At 54.9% G+C, this 23,002-nt stretch carries 20 protein-coding genes; 6 read left to right on the top strand and 14 right to left on the bottom strand.

The window, feature by feature from the left end; genetic code table 11:
• Positions 1–3: 3 nt before the first annotated feature.
• Entirely contained in the window at positions 4–1,404 is a 1,401-nt protein-coding gene (ulaA, locus tag HV157_RS12110; RefSeq protein ID WP_182268139.1) for a PTS ascorbate transporter subunit IIC, read from the bottom strand.
• 358 nt (positions 1,405–1,762) lie between these two features.
• Here ulaA and ulaG point away from each other — a divergent pair, with 358 nt between their 5' ends.
• Together ulaG and ulaR are read left to right on the top strand one after the other, a co-directional pair.
• Positions 1,763–2,827, top strand: a complete 1,065-nt coding sequence (ulaG, locus tag HV157_RS12115; protein ID WP_020882936.1) for an L-ascorbate 6-phosphate lactonase — start codon at positions 1,763–1,765, stop codon at positions 2,825–2,827.
• Between the two features lie 111 nt (positions 2,828–2,938).
• On the top strand, positions 2,939–3,694 hold the full coding sequence (gene ulaR, locus HV157_RS12120; RefSeq protein ID WP_014168326.1) for an HTH-type transcriptional regulator UlaR: 756 nt from the start codon (positions 2,939–2,941) through the stop codon (positions 3,692–3,694).
• Here the strand turns inward: ulaR and yjfP are convergent.
• Positions 3,691–4,413: an esterase gene (gene yjfP, locus HV157_RS12125; RefSeq protein ID WP_182268138.1), complete on the bottom strand. Its 723-nt coding sequence runs from the start codon at positions 4,411–4,413 to the stop codon at positions 3,691–3,693. The genes ulaR and yjfP overlap by 4 nt on opposite strands.
• Before the next feature lie 137 nt (positions 4,414–4,550).
• On the opposite strand from yjfP, the gene bsmA reads away from it, so the two are divergent.
• The 3 genes from bsmA (at position 4,551) to HV157_RS12140 (ending at position 7,407) form a co-directional block, all read left to right on the top strand.
• Positions 4,551–4,880, top strand: a complete 330-nt coding sequence (gene bsmA / locus HV157_RS12130; RefSeq protein WP_025206249.1) for a biofilm peroxide resistance protein BsmA — start codon at positions 4,551–4,553, stop codon at positions 4,878–4,880.
• Positions 4,881–5,028: 148 nt separating this feature from the next.
• Positions 5,029–5,304: a DUF1471 family protease activator YjfN gene (gene yjfN, locus HV157_RS12135; protein ID WP_025206250.1), complete on the top strand. Its 276-nt coding sequence runs from the start codon at positions 5,029–5,031 to the stop codon at positions 5,302–5,304.
• A gap of 171 nt (positions 5,305–5,475) precedes the next feature.
• Positions 5,476–7,407, top strand: a complete 1,932-nt coding sequence (locus HV157_RS12140; protein ID WP_182268137.1) for a methyl-accepting chemotaxis protein — start codon at positions 5,476–5,478, stop codon at positions 7,405–7,407.
• Here the strand turns inward: HV157_RS12140 and HV157_RS12145 are convergent.
• Entirely contained in the window at positions 7,404–9,026 is a 1,623-nt protein-coding gene (locus HV157_RS12145; protein WP_032681874.1) for an isovaleryl-CoA dehydrogenase, read from the bottom strand. The genes HV157_RS12140 and HV157_RS12145 overlap by 4 nt on opposite strands.
• Positions 9,027–9,220: 194 nt before the next feature.
• Between HV157_RS12145 and HV157_RS12150 the strand changes: the two genes are divergently transcribed.
• Positions 9,221–10,495 carry an MFS transporter gene (locus tag HV157_RS12150; protein WP_047954945.1) on the top strand — a complete coding sequence of 425 codons (1,275 nt, stop codon included), beginning with the start codon at positions 9,221–9,223 and terminating at the stop codon, positions 10,493–10,495.
• A 67-nt stretch (positions 10,496–10,562) separates the two neighbouring features.
• On the opposite strand, the gene rlmB is transcribed toward HV157_RS12150, so the two are convergent.
• The 11 genes from rlmB to mutL form a co-directional block, all read right to left on the bottom strand.
• Positions 10,563–11,297: a 23S rRNA (guanosine(2251)-2'-O)-methyltransferase RlmB gene (gene rlmB / locus HV157_RS12155; protein WP_014168319.1), complete on the bottom strand. Its 735-nt coding sequence runs from the start codon at positions 11,295–11,297 to the stop codon at positions 10,563–10,565.
• Positions 11,298–11,366: 69 nt separating this feature from the next.
• The gene (gene rnr, locus HV157_RS12160; protein WP_182268136.1) at positions 11,367–13,808 is read right to left on the bottom strand and encodes a ribonuclease R; all 2,442 of its coding nucleotides are present in this window, start codon (positions 13,806–13,808) and stop codon (positions 11,367–11,369) included.
• A gap of 38 nt (positions 13,809–13,846) precedes the next feature.
• The gene (nsrR, locus tag HV157_RS12165; protein ID WP_014168317.1) at positions 13,847–14,272 is read right to left on the bottom strand and encodes a nitric oxide-sensing transcriptional repressor NsrR; all 426 of its coding nucleotides are present in this window, start codon (positions 14,270–14,272) and stop codon (positions 13,847–13,849) included.
• Positions 14,273–14,464: 192 nt separating this feature from the next.
• The gene (locus HV157_RS12170; RefSeq protein ID WP_025206256.1) at positions 14,465–15,763 is read right to left on the bottom strand and encodes an adenylosuccinate synthase; all 1,299 of its coding nucleotides are present in this window, start codon (positions 15,761–15,763) and stop codon (positions 14,465–14,467) included.
• 104 nt (positions 15,764–15,867) lie between these two features.
• Complete coding sequence (locus HV157_RS12175) at positions 15,868–16,065, bottom strand: DUF2065 domain-containing protein (RefSeq protein WP_014168315.1); 198 nt, start codon at positions 16,063–16,065, stop codon at positions 15,868–15,870.
• 71 nt (positions 16,066–16,136) lie between these two features.
• Positions 16,137–17,141, bottom strand: coding sequence for a protease modulator HflC (gene hflC, locus HV157_RS12180; protein WP_014168314.1), 1,005 nt, complete (start codon positions 17,139–17,141; stop codon positions 16,137–16,139).
• Positions 17,142–17,143: 2 nt separating this feature from the next.
• Positions 17,144–18,406, bottom strand: coding sequence for an FtsH protease activity modulator HflK (hflK, locus tag HV157_RS12185; RefSeq protein ID WP_182268135.1), 1,263 nt, complete (start codon positions 18,404–18,406; stop codon positions 17,144–17,146).
• Between the two features lie 56 nt (positions 18,407–18,462).
• Positions 18,463–19,743, bottom strand: a complete 1,281-nt coding sequence (gene hflX / locus HV157_RS12190; protein ID WP_020882944.1) for a ribosome rescue GTPase HflX — start codon at positions 19,741–19,743, stop codon at positions 18,463–18,465.
• Between the two features lie 74 nt (positions 19,744–19,817).
• Complete coding sequence (hfq, locus tag HV157_RS12195; protein ID WP_014168311.1) at positions 19,818–20,129, bottom strand: RNA chaperone Hfq; 312 nt, start codon at positions 20,127–20,129, stop codon at positions 19,818–19,820.
• An 85-nt stretch (positions 20,130–20,214) separates the two neighbouring features.
• Positions 20,215–21,165, bottom strand: a complete 951-nt coding sequence (miaA, locus tag HV157_RS12200; RefSeq protein ID WP_014168310.1) for a tRNA (adenosine(37)-N6)-dimethylallyltransferase MiaA — start codon at positions 21,163–21,165, stop codon at positions 20,215–20,217.
• Positions 21,158–23,002 carry a DNA mismatch repair endonuclease MutL gene (gene mutL / locus HV157_RS12205; protein ID WP_182268134.1) on the bottom strand — a complete coding sequence of 615 codons (1,845 nt, stop codon included), beginning with the start codon at positions 23,000–23,002 and terminating at the stop codon, positions 21,158–21,160. The genes miaA and mutL overlap by 8 nt, the downstream gene beginning before the upstream one ends.

A 23,002-nucleotide genomic window follows, 5' to 3' on the forward strand; every position in this document is an offset into this window, starting at 1 on the left:
TCCTTAATGAGCAGAAACTTCTGCTGTTTGTTTTTCTGCATCTTCTTCAGCCCGCAGAGAGCGACCAGCGAAGAACATATAAGCCAGGGCAATGAGGATGATGACAGCCATAAAGATCAGGCCAACGGAGGCGAAGCCCTGCATCATCGGTGGTGCCAGAATTGACCCGTCGGCCATGCCCATCCAGGCGCTCATACCGGTGAGCTTGACTGCCCACACACACCCGAAGATTTCCACCATCCCCATCACCAGGCAGATCTTGAGCGCCGCGCGCCAGCCACCAAAGTGGTTCGCAAAGACGCCGATGGTGGCGTTGGAGAAGAACATCGGGATAAAGCCAGGAATGATCAGAATGGAAGAGCCGCAACCCACCAGGATACCCACCGCAATCAGCTGGCCGATGGTGCCCCACATGAAGCCCCAGACCACCGCGTTTGGCGCGAAGCTGTAGATAGCCGCGCAGTCAATCGCCAGTACCGCACCTGGAATCAGACGCTGAGAGATACCGTTGAAGGCTTCGGACAGCTCGGCAACGAACATACGCACGCCCTGGGTGATAATGAAAATCGCCACCGCGAAGGAGAAACCGGTCTGCAGGATATAGACAGTCCAGTGGGTTTTACCCGCCATCGCCTGTACGACGTCAATGCCAAAGGAGAGCAGAATGGCACCGAAGAAGAGGGTCATCACAATCGCCGTAGAAACGATATTGTCGTGGAAAATATTCAGCCAGCCCGGCAGTTTAAGATCTTCGACGCTCTCTTCTTTTTTGCCCAGATACGGCGCGACTTTATAGGCAATCCAGGAGGCAAACTGCTGCTGGTGGCCGATGGAGAAGCCGCAACCGTCGGTGACGTCCTGCGTGGGCTTGTACATCATGTTGGAGGTGATACCCCAGTAGAGCGAGACCAGCACCGCGGTGCAGATAATGGTCGTCCACATTGGGTAGCCAAAGATAAAGAAGGAAACCGCAATCAGCCCTGCCTGCTGGAACATGATATGGCCAGTCAGCATGATGGTGCGAATACCGGTAATGCGGCGCAACAGAACGTAAATGATGTTCAGCGCCAGCGCGAGCAGGACCGCATACCCTACCCAGCTGTAGGCATCGCCCATGCGATCGATGGTGGCCATCATCGAGGCGTAGGTGTCAGAGATGGCGCCGTTGATGCCATAGACTTCCGACATTTTGGCCACTACCGGCTTGAAGGTGCCGGTCAAAATGCCTGAACCCGCCTGCAACAGCATGAAACCGATGATGGTTTTAATGGTGCCTTTAATAATAACGCTGACGCTTTTACGCAGCAGGATATAGCCAAGGCACGTCACGATGCCCAACAACAGCGGGGCATTAGTCATTACCTGATTAAAGAACACGGTAAAGACGTTGTAGAGGATCTCCATAACTCTCTCCAGAAATGAGAACACGAGGGGCAATCCCTGTGCGGTTGGTGACAACACTCTATTAATCACAAATAATCATCACAAGATTAAATCTGATTATTTGTGACGCATCACGCAAATTATTTCCCTGGTGTTAGTAATGATTTTCACTTCGGCATGCCACATAGAATTATTTCCATATAATTCATGCAATTAATGATTAATACGGTAAAAGATAACAAGAAGCGAGAAGAGCGTCCGTGACGTCAGGCAGATAAAATTACACATTTTGATCGTTGCAATGCGCGTGAAATGGTGCCAGCATTAATCACAACAAATCACCAATTGATTACTTTTGATTAAACCAGGAGTCAAAACGATGAGTAAAGTGAACACCATTACCCGTGAATCATGGATTCTGAGCACTTTCCCGGAATGGGGTAGCTGGCTGAATGAAGAGATTGAGCAGGAACAGGTTGCTCCTGGTACCTTTGCAATGTGGTGGCTGGGGTGCACGGGGATCTGGCTGAAATCAGAAGGTGGCGCGAATATTTGTGTCGATTTCTGGTGCGGCACCGGCAAACAGAGTCACGGTAACCCGCTGATGAAAAAAGGCCATCAGATGCAACGCATGGCGGGCGTGGAAAAACTTCAGCCAAACCTGCGTACCACACCGTTTGTTCTTGATCCGTTCGCCATTCGCCAGATCGATGCCGTTCTCTCTACGCACGATCATAACGATCATATTGATGTCAACGTGGCGGCAGCGGTCATGCAAAACTGTGCCGATGACGTACCGTTCATCGGGCCGCAAACCTGCGTGGATTTATGGATCGGCTGGGGCGTACCGAAAGAGCGCTGCATCGTCATGAAACCGGGCGATGTGGTCAAAATTAAAGACGTTGAGATCCACGCGCTGGATGCCTTTGACCGCACTGCACTGATTACCCTTCCGGCCGATCAGAAAGCCGCAGGCGTACTGCCAGACGGTATGGACGAACGTGCGGTGAACTACCTGTTTAAAACGCCCGGCGGTTCCCTGTACCACAGCGGTGACTCTCACTACTCAAACTACTATGCAAAGCACGGCAATGAGCATCAGATTGATGTGGCGCTCGGCTCATACGGGGAGAACCCACGCGGCATTACAGACAAAATGACCAGCGCCGATATGCTGCGCATGGCGGAAGCGCTGAACACCAAAGTAGTGATCCCTTTCCACCACGATATCTGGTCAAACTTCCAGGCCGACCCGCAGGAGATACGCGTACTGTGGGAAATGAAAAAAGACCGCCTGAAGTATGGCTTTAAGCCGTTCATCTGGCAGGTAGGAGGCAAGTTCACCTGGCCGCTGGATAAAGACAATCTCGAGTATCACTACCCACGTGGCTTTGATGATTGCTTTACTCTTGAGCCAGACCTGCCGTTCAAGTCATTCCTCTGATTATTAATGCCCATCGCCAGACCCGAGTGTCTGGCGGTTTCATATTTCTTTTAGTAATTTCACGCTATTTCAAATATCATCTTTTAAAATCAATTCTTATCGGAATAGCTCATGACGGAAGCGCAACGGCATCAAATATTACTGGAACTCCTGGCGCAAACAGGGTTTGTCACCGTTGAGAAAGTGATCGAACGTTTAGGGATTTCCCCGGCAACAGCGCGGCGGGATATTAATAAGCTGGATGAAAGCGGTAAGCTGAAAAAAGTCCGCAACGGTGCGGAAGCGATTAGCCAGCAGCGTCCACGCTGGACGCCGATGAACATTCATCAGGCGCAAAATCATGATGAAAAAGTCCGTATTGCCAGAGCGGCATCCCAGCTGGTGAACCCCGGCGAGAGCGTGGTGATCAACTGCGGCTCGACGGCGTTTCTGTTAGGTCGGGAGATGTGCGGAAAGCCGGTACAAATCATCACGAACTACTTGCCGCTCGCCAACTATCTTATCGATCAGGAGCATGAGAGCGTGGTGATCATGGGCGGCCAGTACAACAAGAGCCAGTCCATTACGCTCAGCCCGCAGGACAGCGAAAACAGTCTTTATGCCGGACACTGGATGTTTACCAGTGGCAAAGGCCTGACCGCAGATGGCCTCTACAAAACCGATATGTTAACCGCCATGGCAGAACAAAACATGCTTAACGTGGTGGGCAAGCTCGTTGTGCTGGTCGACAGCAGCAAAGTGGGCGAACGCGCAGGAATGCTGTTCAGCCGTGCTGAACAGATAGACATGGTGATCACCGGCAAAGGTGCCAACCCTGAGATCCTCCAGAAACTGAAAGATCAGGGTGTCAACGTCCTGTGCGTTTAAAGGTGCTGGCGGAAGAAGTCCACCGTAGCGTCCAGCGCCGTTGGCGTAATGCGGTGGCGAACGCCCGCTTCCCACAGGCAGGTCAGGTTGCCATCCAGCCCGTCGTGCTGCAGCGCCTGCTGAAGCCGGAACGTTTCTCCGGGTGGGACCACATCGTCCGCATCACCATGCCACAACAGCAAAGGACGATCGGCCAGACGCGGTAACGCCCGGGTAACCTCCCACCCTGCAAGCGCCGCCTCAACCTCCGTGAGTGCCTGAGGTGGAAAAAGCGTCTTCGCCAGTGAGGTGAAGTAGCCCGAGCCCATCAGACAAGCCACTGACTTCACTTCTGGATGGTGCGTCATGATCCCCAGCGCCGCCATCCCGCCCATCGATGCCCCAGCCACGGCCAGCCGATTATCAGCCACCAGCCCTGCCTGGTAAAGCGCATCGCGCAGCCCGGCAAACTCGGTCAGGCTACCGTGCAAAATGTGCCAGAACTGCCCAAGCCGCGCCTGTTCGTTGCCGGTAAAACGTGCGCCGTGATCGGGTGCATCCGGCATGACCACACGAAAACCGGCCTGCGCGAGTGCCACCGCAAAATAGCTGTAGACCAGCTTCGATGAGGTAAATCCATGATAAAACACTATAACAGGCAGTGGTTCCTCACGTTTTCCGGCGGGTGTTGCGTGTAATATTTCACGATCACCCAGATGGCGTATTTCAATTTCAATCATTGTCGACCCTGTAATGATGAATGATTCATAATGTTGAGAACTGGGTTACGATTTCACGCTATTTTCATTCGAAAATTACGCCCCAGCTAACACTTCGGGAACATTCCCCCAAAACTAAATTCACAGACAACTACACTATGGCTATCAGGAAACGAGATATGGTTATGCGCAGGTTTGCTGCTTTATTGCTGATGTTACTGCTCAGTGGCTGTAGCGCGCTGCAGGGAACGCCACAACCCGCTCCCCCGGTCGCCGATCACCCGCAGGAAATCCGTCGTAATCAGACGGAAGGATTACAGCGTATGGGTACCGTCTCTGCGCTGGTTCGCGGCTCCCCGGATGACGCGGAAGAAGCAATAAAGGCACAAGCCGTCGCCGCCAAAGCAGATTATTACGTCATCATTATGATCGACGAAACCATCATTACGGGACAGTGGTACTCACAGGCCATTCTGTATCGTCAATGATCGTCTTCATTTGAACGACATTTACACTGCTTTGCGTCCATAGACACTTTCCTGTCCACAATAAACTCCATGCCCGCAACAATGGAAGTGAGTTTATTCGCGAAGGATTGCCCGGCGGATACCGGAGACATGTGAAATGGAGCTGACGATGAAACGAACTCTTGCTTTGACCACACTGTTGCTCTCAGCAGGTCTTGTGAGCACAACCGCGCAGTCAGCTGAATTTGCCAGTGCTGATTGTGTGACTGGCCTGAATGAAATTGGCCAGATCTCCGTGAATAATATTTCGGGGAGCCCGCAGGACGTTGAACGTGTCGTTGCATTAAAGGCCGATGAGCAGGGTGCTTCATGGTATCGCATTATCCAGATGCAGGAAGATCAGTACATCGATCACTGGCGGGTACAGGCCATTCTCTACGCGTAATCCCCCTCCGATAAAAGCCACTTACTTTTAGTGGCTTTTCGTTTTTGCAAATTTTTTATCTTTTAGCAAACCAATTAAAAACAATTAAATAACATTTTGTTACACTAAACCAGTAAACGTTATCTCTGCTCTGCCGTTGAAAAGCCATACCTTTTCAATGATGAGCAATTTATGATCAACTTTTTCCGTCGTGCAGGTCTGGGTGCAAAGCTGTCGCTGCTTACCGGTGCCAGTGTCGCCATCCTGTTTCTGTTTTTCACTTTTCTGCTCAGCCAAAAAGCCAGCCAGCAGCTTGAAGCCCTCGCGATAGAAGACCTGCATAATCAGTCCACCGGCATGGTCGATATGGTGCAGATGTTTAACACCAGCCTGAGTGAAGAGGTCGAGAGTTATACCCGGCTGTTTACCACCTTTTTGCCCCAGCCACTGAGCGTTGATAACACGCAAACCCAGACGATTAACGGGATTAACGTTCCGCTCCTGAAAGGAGGGGAAACCGGGCTACATGAAAACAATTCCCTTTCAGACGATTTTCTGAGCCGGACAGGGGCAATCTCGACCCTGTTTGTGCGTAGCGGTAACGACTTTGTGCGCGTCGCCACATCGCTGCGTAAAGAGAACGGCGAGCGGGCAATGGGCACCGTTCTGGATACCACCAGCCCGGCCTTTGCCGCCGTCACCCGGGGCGAGGTTTATCGCGGTCTGGCGCTGCTGTTCGGCAAGCGCTACATCACCCAATACCAGCCGGTTAAAAACGCGGACGGCCAGGTCATTGCAATCATCTTTGTTGGTGTGGACATCACTCACTCCTGGAACGTCATGCGCGAGAAAATCCTCAACCGTCGACTGGGCGAGAGCGGTCACTTCTTTGTTCTGGACCGCAGCCACGGCAAAACGCGCGGGCAGTATCTGTTCCACACCAGCGCGGAGGGAAAAGTACCGGAGTGGGATAGCGCTATCCAGCAACAGCTGTTGAGTGATAAATCCGGCACGCTGGAGCGCGTCAGTGCCGATGGCCGCACGCTGACCATGGCGTATACGCCGCTGCCAGGCTGGAACTGGGCCATTGTCGGCGAAGTGGATAAATCGGTACTGCTCTCAAGCGTGACCGCCATGCGCGACCGCTTCCTGCTGGCAGGGGTGGTGCTGTCAGTGCTCTTCGCGGGTCTGTTTGTGGTCATTATACGTCGCATACTGACGCGCCCATTGCGCAATGTGATCCACCTGGCCCAACAGTATGCCGCAGGCGATCTGCGCTCCAGCCTGCCCGTGACCCGCCAGGATGAGGTCGGTCAGCTCATCGATGCCATTAACGGTATTGGAGGGGGACTGCAGAAAATTGTTCTACAGGTGCGCGAGGCCGCAGCGGAGATCCATATGGGCACCAACGCGCTGGCATCCGATAGCGAAGAAATCTCCGGACAGATTAACAAGCAGGCCAGCAGTGTAGAAGAGACGTCTGCCAGCATGGAGCAACTGGCCGCGACCGTGCAGCAAAATGCCGCCAACATGGAACAAACGCAGCAGCTGGTAGGCGAAACGTCGCGCGCGGTACACCAGGGCGGTGAGACGGTCACCCACGCTGTCGCTACCATGGATGATATTCGCGAAGCATCAAAGCGAATCGAAGACATCACGCGCGTGATTGAATCCATCGCTTTTCAGACCAACATTCTGGCGCTTAACGCAGCGGTTGAAGCAGCCCGCGCAGGCGAGCACGGAAAAGGTTTTGCGGTGGTGGCGCAGGAGGTGCGCGCGCTGGCAGGACGCAGCGCCAACGCGGTGAAGGAGATTGAACAGCTCATCGGTGATACGCTCAGAAAAGTCAGCGAAGGCCATGCGCTGTCTGAACAAACGCGTCTGGCGATGGATTCCATCATCGTGCACATCGATAACATCAACAAGCTGGTCACGGAGATTAACCATGCGTCCCGCGAGCAATCCGCGGGAATAGGCCAGGTTAATCTGGCCATGACCCACATTGGCGAAGCGTCGCACATCAACGCCGACCGCGTCTTACGTAGCGAACAAACCGCACACACGCTGCGTGAGAAAGGCTCACACCTCACCCAACTGGTGAGCCTGTTCCAGCTAAAGAGTTAGCCAACCCTGCCCGTGGCACGCAACAGCAGGTCATTTTGCACCTGCTCGCTCATCAGCGTACCGCCGCGGGTATCAAGCATCATGCGGCACCACGCCTGCGCCACGGGTGGCGATGCGTGCCGCAGCATCTGACTTCCGGCCCCCAGCAGGAAAAGCTGTTGCGTGATCTCCCGCCCCTGCGCCTCCTGCGGTTTTCGCAGTTTTTGCTGAAGCTGACGCCAGCTGCGATCGAAGTGCCTGTCCTGCCCTTTTACCTGGGCAAAATCATCCACAAGCAGGTCGAGAATGCCGGATTGCTTCGTCAGTACACGCAGAACGTCCAGGCACATAATATTGCCGGACCCTTCCCAGATGCTGTTCACGGGCATCTCACGGTACAAACGGGGAAGCTCACTCTCCTCGCAGTAGCCTGTGCCGCCGAGCACTTCCATGGCTTCCGCCACAAACGGGATACCCGCTTTGCAGACGCTGTATTTCGCCGCGGGGGTGAAAAGGCGCGCCCAGGCGGCCTCCTGAGGATCGGCACGCCTGTCCCACGCCCGGGCCAGACGAAACAACAGTGCCGTCTGGCCCTCCAGCATCAGCGCCATGCGGCTCAGCACATCGCGCATGAGCGGCTGGTCGATAAGGTTTTTACCAAACGTCTGGCGTTGATGCGCATGGTAAAGCGCCACGGATAAAGCCCGACGCATCAGCCCATGGCTGCCCAGCGCGCAGTCAAACCGCGTCAGGCCGCCCATTCGGAGGATCTGGCGTACCCCTTCTCCTTCCTCCCCCAGCAGCCAGCCGGACGCATCCAGGAATTCCGCTTCGCTGCTGGCGTTAGAGCGGTTGCCGAGCTTCTCTTTCAGCCGCTCCAGACGTACGGCATTGCGTTGCCCGTCAGGCAAAAAGCGTGGAACAAAAAAGCAGGACAGCCCCCCTTTCGCCTGGGCCAGCACCAGATGCGCATCGCTTTGCGGCACAGAGAAAAACCATTTATGCCCGATAAGCCGGTAGCTGCCGTCATTGCACTTTTCCGCTTTGGTGGTATTGCTGAGTACGTCCGAGCCGCCCTGTTTTTCTGTCATCCCCATGCCAATCAGCAGGCCACGCTTTTGCGCCCCTGGGGCAAGATGAGGATCGTAACGATCGCTCATTAACGGCGTGATCCAGTCACGGAACGGCTCGGGCAGCGCCTGTTGCAGCAGCGGTGTAGCAGCAAAGGTCATGGTGACAGGGCAAAGCGTGCCTGCTTCTACCTGAGCGTGCAGGACAAAACGTGCAGCTCTGGCGACAAACGCGCCTTTGCGCGCCTCCTCTTCCCACGCCAGGTTATGGACACGGTTCGCGCAAAGCCCCTGCATTAAGAGGTGCCATGCGGGATGAAAGCGAACATCATCCAGTCGCTCCCCGGTGGCGTCATAGCGTAATAACTCCGGCGGATTAACGTTCGCCAGCCTGCCCAGCTCCAGCGATTCCGCGGTTCCTAACTGCTGGCCGATGCTGGCAAGAAGCTCGATATCCCACTCGGCGCCTTCGCGAACAACCGCGTCACGCAGAGCGCAATCAGAGAGGAAAAGGTTGCTGTTTGAGAGCGGTGCAGGTTGATTAAAAACGGTATGGGTCTGCCAGTGCATGCTGTCTCCCTCCTTCAGTGGCAATGAAGATAAGTATGGACAGGCCACGTGCACGCTGCATGGGAGTGAGGTCACACGATGACGATCCCGCTGATATCATTCGTGAAATAGCTCACAGAACATAAGAATAAACTATTTCGCGCATTCGCTTTTGTTGAATAATTTATTCTTACCCCCTTTCAGTGAGGAACGTTATGCAACCGGACGCGCACAAGCGTGCATTAATTGCAGGCTCCATTGGTAACTTTATCGAGTGGTATGAGTTTGCGGTCTATGGTTTTCTGGCGACCGTAATTGCGAAGAACTTCTTCCAGCTTGAGGGGGACGCGGGGCTAACCAGCCTGATCCTTACCTACGCTTCCTTTGCCATCGCCTTCTTCTTCCGCCCGCTGGGCGCGGTGGTGTTTGGCAGAATAGGTGACCGGATAGGCCGAAAACCGACGCTGATTATTGTACTAGTGCTGATGACGCTGGCCACCGCCGCAATCGGTATTGTGCCGGTCTATGCCAGCATCGGTATTGCCGCCCCGCTGATTATCACGCTGCTGCGCATCCTGCAGGGGTTGTTCGCCGGTGGTGAGTATGGTGGCGCCGTCTCGCTGATGACCGAGTTTGCCCCACGCGGCAAGCGGGGCCTCTACGGTGCATGGCAGTCATTTACCGTCGCGCTGGGCCTGTTAGCAGGCGCTGGCATTGTCGCACTGCTCTCCACCCTTCTGACACCGGAAGCCCTGCATGACTGGGGCTGGCGCATCCCGTTCTTCCTGGCATTACCGATGGGCGTGGTGGCGCTGTGGCTGCGGGTGAGTATGGAAGAGACGCCAAGCTTTGTGCAACAGCAGGAAAAGCCGGTTGCCGCTCAGGCTGATACCGTCGCCACGCTCAACGCCATTGTGATGGGCATTGGCCGGGTGATGGTCTGGTCAGCGGCGGGTTATACCTATCTGGTGATAATGCCCACCTATCTGCAGTCGGCGCTGCATACCGGGTTTAACCAGGCGCTGTTGATTGCGGTGATTTCGAATATCGGTTTTGCGCTGACGATTATTCCGTCCGGGATCCTGAGCGACAAAATCGGACGCCGCACGGTGATGATCGTCGCCACCACGTTGCTGCTGCTCCTTGCCCTGCCGCTGCTGAAGGTTTTACAGGCGGAGTCCAGCACGCTGGCCATCAAAGCGCTGGTGGTGCTGATTGCGGGTGGTCTGGTGGGGATGCTGGCAGGTCCCGGGCCGGCGATGCTCTCAGAGATGTTCCCGACGCGCGTACGGTATACCGGGCTTGGGCTGGCTTATTCCCTGTCGAACGCCCTTTTCTCGGGCTGTGCGGGGCTGATTATTACCGGGCTGATTAAAGAGACGGGCAACCTGGATATTCCGGCTTATTACGTCATGGCGACGGCGGTAGTGAGTATCTTCGCGCTAATGACGCTCAGGAAGGATGACCATTTGCGGTCACTGGAGGAGTGAGTTTTTCACCGTCTGGTGACTCTCCCACAGAAAATACGAAAGGCCGTCCTCAGGACGGCCTTGCTGTTTATTCCCCGCGCTGACGTACCGCTTCAAACAGGCAGATACCTGTTGCCACGGAGACGTTCAGAGACGACACGCTGCCCGCCATTGGAATGCTGATCAGCTCATCGCAATGCTCACGGGTCAGACGGCGCATACCTTCGCCCTCAGCACCCATCACCAGGGCCAGACGGCCGGTCATCTTGCTCTGATACAGAGTATGATCCGCTTCACCCGCGGTACCGACGATCCAGATATTCTCTTCCTGCAGCATACGCATGGTGCGCGCCAGGTTGGTGACGCGGATCAGCGGTACGTTTTCCGCTGCGCCACAGGCCACTTTCTTCGCCGTCGCGTTAAGCTGTGCAGAGCGATCCCTCGGCACGATAACCGCATGAACACCTGCCGCATCTGCGCTTCGCAGACATGCGCCAAGGTTGTGCGGGTCGGTCACGCCGTCAAGGATCAGGAAGAATGGATTTTCCAGCCCGGCGATAAGATCCGGCAGATCGTTTTCCTGATACTGACGACCTGGCTTAACGCGGGCAATAATGCCCTGGTGAACGGCACCTTCACTTTTCTCATCCAGGAACTGGCGGTTCGCCAGCTGGATCACGACACCTTGTGCTTCCAGGGCGTGGATCAGCGGCATCAGACGTTTGTCTTCACGCCCTTTCAGAATAAACACTTCCTGAAAACGCTCCGGTGCGCGCTCCAGCAGGGCCTGCACCGCGTGGATGCCGTAAATCATTTCACTCATTGATGGTTCTCGTTCTGTCTTTTCTTTTCCCTCTCTCCGCAGGAGAGAGGGTCAGGTTGAGGGGGAGAATTACTCCGCCTGCTGTTTCTTCGCTGCGCGCTTTGCCCTGGTGGCAGCCGCAATTTTCTGCGTTTTGGTGGACGGCTTTTTCGCCTTCCGGGCATCTTTCTTCGCGGCCTTCGGCTTCTGTTTCTTCTCACCACGGAACGCGCTGTCTGGCTCGAAGTTTACCTTCTTACCCGCCTGACGACGTTTGCCACCGCTGTTGCCGTTGCCCCCTTTTTTCGTCTTTTCACGCGCCGTTTTACCCACATTACGCGGGGCACGCTCGCTGGAGATCAGGCTAAAGTCGATTTTACGGTCGTCCATATTAACGGCTTCGACCTTCACTTCCACGCGATCGCCAAGACGATAGGTCTGGCCGCCAGATTCACCAATCAGGCGCTGCCCGACCTGGTCGAAACGGTAATAGTCGTTATCCAGGCTGGAGACATGCACCAGACCGTCGATAAACAGTTCATCCAGACGGACGAAGAAACCAAAGCCGGTGACGCTGGCAATCACGCCTTTAAAGACGTTACCCACCTGGTCCAGCATAAAGTCACACTTCAGCCAGTCTGCCACGTCGCGCGTCGCTTCATCTGCACGACGTTCGGCCATGGAACAGTGCTGACCGAGTTGCAGCATCTCTTCCATTGAATAATGGTAGCCACCGGTTTCGGTCGTATTACCTTTATGACCCTGCTCCTGCGCCAGCAGATACTTGATCGCGCGGTGCAGGGAAAGGTCCGGATAACGACGGATCGGCGAGGTAAAGTGGGCGTAAGACTGCAGCGCCAGACCGAAGTGACCGCGGTTTTCCGGATCGTAAATCGCCTGCTTCATGGAACGCAGCAGCATGGTCTGCAGCATTTCTGCATCCGGGCGATCGCCAATCGACTCCAGCAATTCAGCGTAATCACGCGGCTCTGGCTTGTTACCGCCAGGCAGTTCCAGACCCAGTTCAGCCAGCACGGAGCGGAACGCAGTGATGGCTTCGGTCGACGGTTTATCGTGAATACGGAACAGCGCAGGTTCTTTGGCTTTCTCAACGAAACGTGCCGCCGAGATGTTTGCCAGAATCATACACTCTTCAATCAGCTTATGGGCATCGTTACGCTGGGTCTGCTCAATACGTTCTATGCGGCGTTCAGCGTTAAAGATGAACTTCGCCTCTTCGCTCTCAAACGAGATCCCGCCGCGCTCTTCACGCGCCTGATCCAGCGTTTTGTAGAGGTTATGCAGCTCTTCGATGTGTTTCACCAGCGGCGCATACTGCTCACGCAGATCCTGATCGCCCTGCAGCATATGCCAGACCTTGGTGTAGGTCAGGCGCGCATGGGAGCTCATTACCGCTTCGTAGAATTTATAACCCGTTAAGCGCCCTTTGGTGGAGATGGTCATCTCGCAGACCATGCACAGGCGGTCAACCTGCGGGTTCAGGGAGCACAGGCCGTTAGACAAGACTTCCGGCAGCATCGGGATTACCTGCGACGGGAAGTAGACCGACGTTCCACGGCTGCGCGCTTCGTTATCCAGCGGAGTATGCGGGCGCACGTAATAGCTTACGTCAGCGATGGCAACCCACAGACGCCAGCCGCCGCCGCGTTTTTTCTCGCAATAAACGGCATCATCGAAGTCGCGGGCATCTTCACCATCAATAGTCACCAGCGGCAGATCGCGCAGATCCACGCGGCCCACCTTGGACTCTTCCGGCACGTCTTCTTTCAGGCCGACAACCTGCTCTTCAACCGCTTTCGGCCAGACGTAAGGAATTTCATGAGTACGCAGCGCCATATCAACGGCCATGCCGGTGCCCATGTTATCGCCTAACACTTCGACGATTTTCCCGACCGCCTTGGTGCGGCGGGTAGGACGCTGGGTGAGTTCAACCACCACCACAAAGCCCATACGGGCGCCCATCACCTCTTCAGGCGGGATCAGGATATCGAAGCTCAGGCGGCTGTCGTCCGGCACCACAAAGCCCACGCCAGCGTCGGTAAAGTAGCGGCCAACAATCTGGCTGGTTTTAGGGACCAGGACACGCACCACGCGCGCTTCGCGGCGACCTTTACGGTCCGCGCCCAGCGGCTGCGCCAGGATCTGGTCACCGTGAATGCACATCTTCATCTGCTCAGAGGAAAGATAAAGATCGTCTTTACGGCCTTCTACGCGCAGGAAGCCATAGCCATCACGGTGGCCGATGACGGTGCCTTTCAGCAGGTCAAGACGTTCGGGAAGCGCATAGCACTGACGGCGGGTAAAGACCAGTTGCCCGTCGCGCTCCATCGCGCGCAGGCGGCGGCGAAGGGCTTCAATTTGCTCTTCACCTTCAATGTTTAATTCAACGGCAAGTTCTTCACGATTGGCGGGTTTTTCGCGTTTTGTTAAGTGTTCAATGATGAACTCGCGGCTGGGGATAGGATTCGCGTATTTTTCGGCTTCGCGTTCCTGGAAAGGATCATGTGACATATCGGTTCCTCCGTTGTCAGCTCCGGTGGAAATTTTCTTCATTCCACCAGCAATAATTTATAAAGTGGTTGATTCTCTTCAACCAAATCGGCCAGCGTGTAGTTATCCAGTTCCTTGAGAAAACTTTGCACGGCCAGAGAAAGTGCCTGTTTAAGGCGACAAGCGGGCGTAATGTGGCAGAACGCGCTGCTGCAGTTCACCAGAGACAACGGCTCCAGTTCACGTACCACATCCCCAACACGAATACTCTGCGCCGGTTTACCGAGACGGATCCCACCATTCTTCCCGCGGACGGCAGCAACGTATCCGGCACGACTAAGTTGATTGATTATTTTGACCATATGATTACGGGACACACCGTATACCTCTGTAACCTCAGAGATACTGGTCATTTTCCCATCGGGTAACGACGCCATGTAAATCAGCGCGCGTAAGCCGTAATCGGTGAAACTTGTTAACTGCACATCAACCTCAGGAAAAAGGGAAAACGCGGATAAACCGCACAGATATTCATTAATGATGATAAACCAGCCAGATAGTAAGCGGCTAATTTATTTGACAGACGGGGCGAAAAAGCGGAGATCGAGGAGCGTTCGCCGGATGGCGCGACGCGTATCCAGCCTGCGGGTTGTCCCGCAGGCCAGCAGTCACGAAGATTATGCGTCGAACGGGTCGCGCAGGATCATCGTTTCAGTACGATCAGGGCCGGTAGAGATAATGTCGATCGGCACTTCGGTCAGTTCTTCAATACGCTTGATGTAATTCAGTGCTGCCTGCGGCAGACCGCTACGCTCTTTCACACCGAACGTCGTTTCAGACCAGCCTGGCATGGTTTCGTAGATTGGCTCGATGCCTTTCCAGTCATCCGCAGCCAGCGGAGTGGTGGTCACTTCGCGACCATCAGGCATACGGTAGCCTACGCAGAGTTTCACCTCTTTCAGACCGTCCAGCACGTCCAGTTTGGTCAGGCAGAAGCCAGACAGGGAGTTAATCTGTACTGCGCGACGCACGGCTACCACGTCCAGCCAGCCGGTACGACGACGACGACCGGTGGTCGCGCCAAACTCGTTACCCTGCTTGCACAGGAACTCGCCGGTTTCATCAAACAGCTCAGTAGGGAATGGACCCGCACCCACGCGAGTGGAGTAAGCTTTGATGATGCCCAGAACGTAATCCACATAACGTGGACCCAGACCAGAACCGGTCGCAACGCCACCTGCGGTGGTGTTAGAGGAGGTAACGTACGGATAGGTACCGTGGTCGATGTCCAGCAGTGTACCCTGCGCACCTTCGAACATGACGAAATCGCCACGCTTGCGCGCCTGGTCCAGCAGATCGGACACATCAACAACCATACCGGTCAGAATGTCAGCAATCGCCATGACGTCATCCAGCACTTTCTGGTAGTCAACAGCGTCAGCTTTATAGAAGTTCACCAGCTGGAAGTTGTGATATTCCATCACTTCTTTCAGTTTTTCAGCGAACGTCTCTTTATCAAACAGATCGCCCACGCGCAGACCGCGACGAGCAACTTTGTCTTCATAAGCCGGGCCGATACCACGACCGGTCGTGCCGATCGCTTTCGCGCCACGCGCTTTTTCACGCGCTACGTCCAGCGCCACGTGATAATCAAGGATCAGCGGGCAGGCTTCGGAGAGCAGCAGACGCTCGCGAACGGGGATACCACGGTCTTCCAGACCTTTCATCTCTTTCATCAGAGCAGCCGGAGACAGCACAACGCCGTTACCGATGATGCTGGTGACGTTTTCGCGAAGAATGCCTGATGGAATAAGATGGAGGACGGTTTTTTCACCGTTGATTACGAGAGTATGGCCTGCGTTGTGACCGCCCTGGTAGCGTACAACATATTTAGCCCGTTCAGTCAGAAGATCAACAATCTTCCCTTTACCTTCGTCACCCCATTGGGTGCCCAGTACGACGACGTTGTTACCCATTTTTTTCAAAATCACCGTTTGCTTAAAAATGGATTCTACCATCGCTTTTTCAGATATACAGCACTTTTTGACCTCAAAATACGCCAAACCAGATTACTTTTTGATCAGCCAATCGTTTTCCTCAACATGTAGTAGATAACGATGCCGGCAACCACAAGTCCGCCCCCAAATCGACGCAAAATATTATCCGGCAACTGGCTCAGAGAGGCTATCATCCGACGCCATGCACGCGGATAAAGCATCGGTCCAAGACCTTCCAGCACCAGAACCAGGGCCAGCGCAAGCCAAATGGTTGAATTCATTTTTAATCCTTATAAAAGAAAACCACCGCTCCGTTGAGAGCGGTGGTTTGAATACTCAAACTGGCCTGAGTTTATCGCGTTGCGTTAGCCGGCGTCTTCATGTAACGGAAGAAATCGCTGTCCGGGCTGAGCACCATCACATCCTGGTTGCTCTGGAAGCTGTTCTCGTAAGCACGCAGGCTACGGATAAAGGCGTAGAAGTCGGGATCCTGGCTGAAGGCATCGGCAAACAGTTTTGCCGCTTCGGCATCCCCTTCACCGCGCAGAATACGGCCCTGACGCTCAGATTCTGCCAGCGTCTTGGTCACTTCGTAATCCGCTGCCGCACGCAGTTTCTCCGCCTCTTCCTGACCTTGTGAACGATGACGACGTGCTACCGCTTCACGCTCGGCGCGCATACGGTTGTAAATCGCCTCGGACACTTCCGCTGGCAGGTTGATCTGCTTGATACGGACATCGACCACTTCGATACCCAGAGCAGCCATACTGTTCGGGTTGATCACCGGCACTTTGCCGTTGGTTTCAGCCTGAACGCGTTCTGCCGCTTTGGCAATGGCATCATCCGCTGCCGGGGTGGTGACTTCGTCTTCGGTTCCTGCAGAGCCGGAGTTCAGCGCATCACGCACTTCCAGCGTCAGACGACCACGGGAGTCGGTGACGATGTCTTTCACATCCAGACGACCAATCTCAGAGCGCAGACGGTCAGAGAACTTACGTTTCAACAGCACTTCCGCCTGAGAAACGTCGCCACCGCCCGTTGCCAGGTAGTAGCGGCTGAAATCACTGATACGCCATTTGATGTAGGAATCAACGATCAGGTCTTTCTTCTCTTTGGTCACGAAACGGTCGGCCTGGTTATCCATGGTCTGGATACGGGCGTCGAGCGTTTTCACCGATTCAATCAGTGGCATTTTAAAGTGCAGGCCCGGCTCAAACACCAGCGGCTTGTTCTCGCTGTCGCGCAGAACTTTACCAAAACGCAGGGTAATTCCACGCTCGCCCTCTTTCACCACAAAGATAGAGGTATAAAGCACGACCAATACGATGATGATGATCGCAATAACTGACTTACGCATCCTTATTCCCCCTGACGCTGGTAGTCGTTACGCTGCGCGTTAGCACGGCGTTGGTCCATAATGTCACCATCGTTCGAAGAAGGCGTGGTTGTGGCGCTTGAGCTACCGGATGCCGCAGGTGGCAGACGCAGCAGGTTGTTGGCACCGCTGTTATCCGCCTTTGCCGACGGCGCCGAACCGCCTTTCAGCATCTGATCCAACGGCAGTACCATCAGGTTTCCACCTTTGCTGTCGTTAACCAGTACCTTACGCGTATGGCTCAGCACTTTTTCCATGGTCTCAATATAAAGACGTTCACGGGTAATCTCCGGAGCCGCTTTATATTCTGGCAAAATCTTCGCGAAGCGCGCCACTTCACCCTGAGCTTCCAGGACGGTCTGGGTTTTATACGCACGCGCTTCTTCAAGAATACGCTGCGCCTGACCGTTAGCACGTGGCTGAACTTCGTTGGTGTACGCTTCCGCTTCACGGATGTACTGTTGTTCGTTTTCACGGGCGGCAATGGCGTCATCAAACGCGGCCTTCACCTCTTCCGGCGGACGAGCAGCCTGGAAGTTGACGTCCAGCAGGGTGATACCCATGTTGTACGGGCGAATGGTCTCCTCCAGCTCACGCTGGGTATCGCTACGAATAACGGTACGACCTTCGGTCAGAATGCGGTCCATGGTGTACTTACCGATCACACCGCGCAGCGCACTGTCTGTGGCCTGACGCAGACTGTCATCTGCACTGGTCACGCTAAACAGGTAGTGCTGCGGATCGGTGACGCGGTACTGGACGTTCATCTCAACGCGCACAACGTTCTCGTCGGAGGTCAGCATCACGCCGGATGCCGCCAATTCACGGACAGACTCCACGTTCACCGCGGTCACGTCGTCAATGAAAGTCGGTTTCCAGTTCAGACCTGGTTCAACCAGATGGCTGAACTTCCCGAAACGGGTGACCACACCGCGTTCCGCTTCTTTAATGGTGTAGAACCCACTGGCAGCCCAGATGATCACCACGGCAGCGGCAACAATGCCCACCACGCGGCCCCCTAACTGCGGGCGCGGCCCCTGAGTGGAACCCCCACCAGAGCCAGAACCTTTACCTCCGCCAAGACCACCAAGCTTCTTGCTTAGCTTGCGGAAGATATCATCCAGATCCGGCGGCCCCTGCTCGCGACCACCTTTGTTGCCATTTCCCCCAGAGTTGCCGCCTTGATTATTGCTGCTTCCCCACGGGTCGCGGTCTTGTCCGTTATTACCGGGCTGATTCCACGCCATGTATATGCTCCATATTTGTTATGCAAGGGCGAATTATTCAGGCATCCCCTTTCTGATCAGACGATATAGTCGACCAGCGCAGGTTCTTGTTTACAGAGGCGACGCCAGTCAACGATCGGCAAACGCACCTGCATCCCCACGCTGCCGTCATCCTCCATCCACTCTTTTTCTATCGCCTGAAGCTGATAAAACCGGCTGCGCAGCCTGCCTTCCTGTGGCGGCAATCGCAGCGTGTGCTGGGCTACCTCACCGGAAAGACGTTCTGTCAAAGCCTGGAAAAGCAGTGGCACACCAATACCGGTCTGAGCGGAAAGCCAGACCCGAATCGGTTTGTTCTCTTCATCTCGGTCGATACGCGGCTCAAAATCCTCCAGCATATCGATCTTGTTCATCACCAACAGCGTTGGGATGTCGTCGGCGTCGATCTCGTCGAGCACCACGTTTACCGCGTCGATGTTCTCCTGCAAGCGAACATCTGCAGCATCAATGACGTGCAGCAGCAGGGTCGCCTGACGCGTCTCCTGCAGGGTGGCTTTAAACGCAGCCACCAGGTCATGCGGCAGGTGACGGATAAACCCTACGGTATCCGCCAGCACCGTTTCACCGACGTCGGCGACGTCAATACGACGCAATGTGGGGTCCAGGGTCGCAAACAGCTGGTCTGCGGCATAAACCTGGGCCTCAGTAATCTGGTTAAACAGGGTGGATTTACCGGCGTTGGTATACCCCACCAGCGACACCGTCGGGATGTCAGCTTTTGATCGCGCCCGACGTCCTTGCTCACGCTGTTTTTCAACGCGTTCCAGACGTGAAAGGATCTGGGTAATACGGCCACGCAACAGACGGCGGTCGGTTTCAAGCTGGGTCTCACCCGGACCGCGCAAACCAATCCCGCCCTTTTGTCTTTCAAGGTGGGTCCAGCCACGCACAAGCCGCGTTGCCAGATGGCGCAACTGCGCCAGCTCAACCTGCAGCTTACCTTCGTGAGTACGCGCACGTTGAGCGAAAATATCTAAAATCAAACCCGTGCGATCGATAACACGGCATTCGCAAAGACGTTCCAGGTTACGTTCCTGAGCCGGAGACAGCGCATGATCAAACAACACGACTGACGCGCCGGTTGCTTTTACGGCATCCGCAATTTCAACTGCTTTACCTTCACCAACAAAATACTTTGGGTGCGGCGCTTTACGGCTACCGGTAATCACCTGCATTGCTTCGACACCGGCGGAAGAGACCAGAGATTCAAACTCCTGGAGGTCTTCCATATCTTTGTCTTGCGTAAAATAGATGTGTACCAGCACCGCCTGCTCACCGGCATCATAACGGTCAAACAAGCGTAAATTCCTCAAAAAAGATCAGCGGGGAACGCAGGATCCCTGGCTCCCCGTGTGGATAACAGCCCGAAACCTTATTCGGTATCTTCGCTGTCCTGCGCAGGAGAAGAAGAACCCTGCGCGCTGCTGCCATGATGGTAGTTACTACCCGTGCCGCCGCCAGTGTTATTGCTGTGATGGGATACCGGACGAGACGGAACAACTGTAGAAATAGCGTGCTTATAGACCATCTGACTAACCGTGTTTTTCAACAGGATCACGAACTGATCGAAAGACTCAATCTGACCTTGCAGCTTAATACCATTCACCAAATAAATAGAAACTGGAACACGTTCCCGACGCAATGCGTTCAGGAACGGATCTTGTAAAGATTGCCCCTTAGCCATTCTATCTTTTCCTTATATGCTTGTTTTGTACTTAGAACCTTGCGATTCTGAAAAATTGCGCACGATACGACTCAATTGTACACATTCAGTGAGCGATATCACCAACAACCTCAATCACTTCGTTTAACGCCTGTTGCGGTTTTTCACTGTCTAACCAGTGAACACCGTCCCAACCGCGCAACCAGGTGATCTGGCGCTTCGCTAACTGTCTCGTGGCGCAAACACCTCGATAAACCATTTCATCATATGAAATCTCGCCTTCAAGATATGACCACATCTGGCGGTATCCCACACAACGAACGGAAGGCATATCCGTATGCAAATCTCCACGGGCAAATAGCGCCCGCACTTCTGCTTCAAAATCTGAAGCTAACATCTGATGAAAACGCTGCTCAATTCGTTGATGGAGCAGTTCACGGCTCGCCGGGGCGATGGCGAACTGATGCACCTGATACGGCAGAGCGTCTCCTGACGTTTGCGTCAGTTCCGTTAAAGTTTTACCCGAAATGAAAAAAACTTCCAGTGCCCGGGAAAGCCTTTGCGGATCATTTGGATGGATCCGTGCTGCGGCAACCGGGTCAATCTCGGCCAGTTGCTTATGCAAAACGTCCCATCCCTGCTCTGCCGCCTGCTGCTCAATTTTTGCTCTTACTTCCGGATCCGCTGATGGCAGAGGTGAAAGCCCCTCCAGCAACGCCTTGAAATAAAGCATGGTTCCGCCAACCAACAGCGGTATACGTCCCGCCGCCGTTATCTCGGCCATTTCGGCTAACGCATCGCGGCGGAAATCCGCTGCGGAGTATGCCTGAGCCGGGTCGAGAATATCCAGCAAACGATGCGGTGCCGCACGCAGTTCGTCTGCGTCAGGCTTCGCCGTGCCGATGTCCATCCCTCGGTAGATAAGGGCAGAATCGACACTAATCAACTCTACAGGCAAAACTTTACGCAACTCAATGGCCAGTGCCGTTTTGCCGGAGGCCGTGGGGCCCATTAAAAAAATCGCCTTTGGCAGGCTCGCCTTGCTTACGTCAATCATGTTTCAGGGCATTCATCGCCGTTTGTAAATCAACAGGTTGTAATAACCCACCTGGCGGTGTCTTCACCAGATGCGGACAAAGGCGTTCAACCTCCGCCAGCACGCTAATGGCCTGCGCCATACTCCACGGCGCATGTTCGCTTGCCAGATGGCGGGCGATCCACTGCGCGGTGTTGGCGGCATCAAACGACGTTTGCTGCGCCAGGTAGCCTATCAGTTCAGGAATCAAGTTTTGTAAATTTTGTTGGCGTAAGGGTAAAGGCACTGCGCGAATGGTCACATGTTGTGGTTCGAGCACCATTTCAATGCCCATCTGCGCCAACAGGGCCTCTGCGCGACGCAGTACCCCTGTTTCTTCAGGGGATATTTTTAGCCGAACGGGGATCAGCAACGGTTGTGCACAGGCCGCGTTTTCACCCGGCGTAAGCTGCACTTGTTTAAGCCAGCGTTCCGCCACCGGCAATGCCAGAAGCATCACGTGGCCTTCGCGCTCCAGCAACGCCATATCCGGTGCGATAATCGTCAGAACCCGGCCAAAACTCTGGCTGTGGCCGTCCAGTGAAGGCGCTGGCACCGCGACAGGCGCTTTGCGCTCCACCGCGGGAGTTTCCAGCAATTTCCGGTACAACGCGCCCTGCTGTTTTTGATAGCCAGGCTGGGCGTTTGGATAGTTCGCTCCCGTTGGGCGCGGTGTGCTACCCGTAGCAGAGAAACGCGGGGCATCCGGCTCACGCGCCACGGCAGGTTCAGCAAAATGGTTCCGGCCCGCTGCAACACGGTTTTCCGGAAACGCGCGCGGGGCGGGTTCTTCTTTTTCCAGCGGCAGCGTCGGTTCAGCCTGCTGTTGCAATACGCTCAGCACGCCCTGATAGATAAAATCATGCACCAGACGTGACTGGTGGAACCGCACTTCATGCTTGGCAGGATGGACGTTAACGTCCACCTGGTGTGGATCGATTTCTAGATAGAGCACAAACGCCGGTTGCTGATCTGCACCCAGTTTATCTTCACAGGCCTGACGAATGGCGTGATTGATGAGGCGGTCACGCATCATACGACCGTTCACGTAGCAATACTGGATCTCAGCGAAGGCGGCGCTGCTCGCGTTGGGGTCAGCCACCCAGCCGCGCATGGCCAAATCGCCATGCTGCCACTCAATGGCCAGCGCGTGCTCGAGAAACGGTACGCCGCAGATAGCGCCCAAGCGGCGCTCTTTTTGCCCACCTTCCGCCACGGCGCGGTACTGGCGCATGACTTTGCCGTTATGGCTAAGGTTAATGGTCACGTCAAACCGCGCCAGGGCAATGCGACGAATGATCTCATCGATATGCCCAAACTCGGTTTTTTCGGTACGCATAAACTTGCGTCGGGCGGGGGTGTTATAAAACAGATCCAGCACTTCCAGCGTCGTACCGACCGGATGCGCCGCTGGTTTAATCGTCACGTCCATATCACGCCCTTCGGCGTACGCCTGCCAGGCTTCCTGCTGTTCAGCGGTACGGGAGGTGAGCGTGAGGCGGGAAACGGAGCTGATACTGGCCAGCGCTTCCCCGCGAAAACCGAGGCTAATGATCGCTTCCAGGTCATCAAGAGAGGCAATTTTACTGGTGGCATGACGCGCCAGCGCTAACGCCAGCTCGTCTTTTTTAATTCCACAGCCGTTGTCACGAATGCGAATCAGCTTTGCGCCGCCGCGTTCGATATCAATATCAATGCGGGTGGCCCCCGCATCAAGGCTGTTTTCTACCAGCTCCTTCACCACCGATGCAGGGCGCTCCACCACCTCACCGGCGGCGATTTGGTTCGCGAGCTGCGGCGGTAGAACCTGAATCGGCAT

The organism is Enterobacter sp. RHBSTW-00318, from assembly GCF_014101375.1.
Lineage (GTDB): Bacteria > Pseudomonadota > Gammaproteobacteria > Enterobacterales > Enterobacteriaceae > Enterobacter > Enterobacter ludwigii.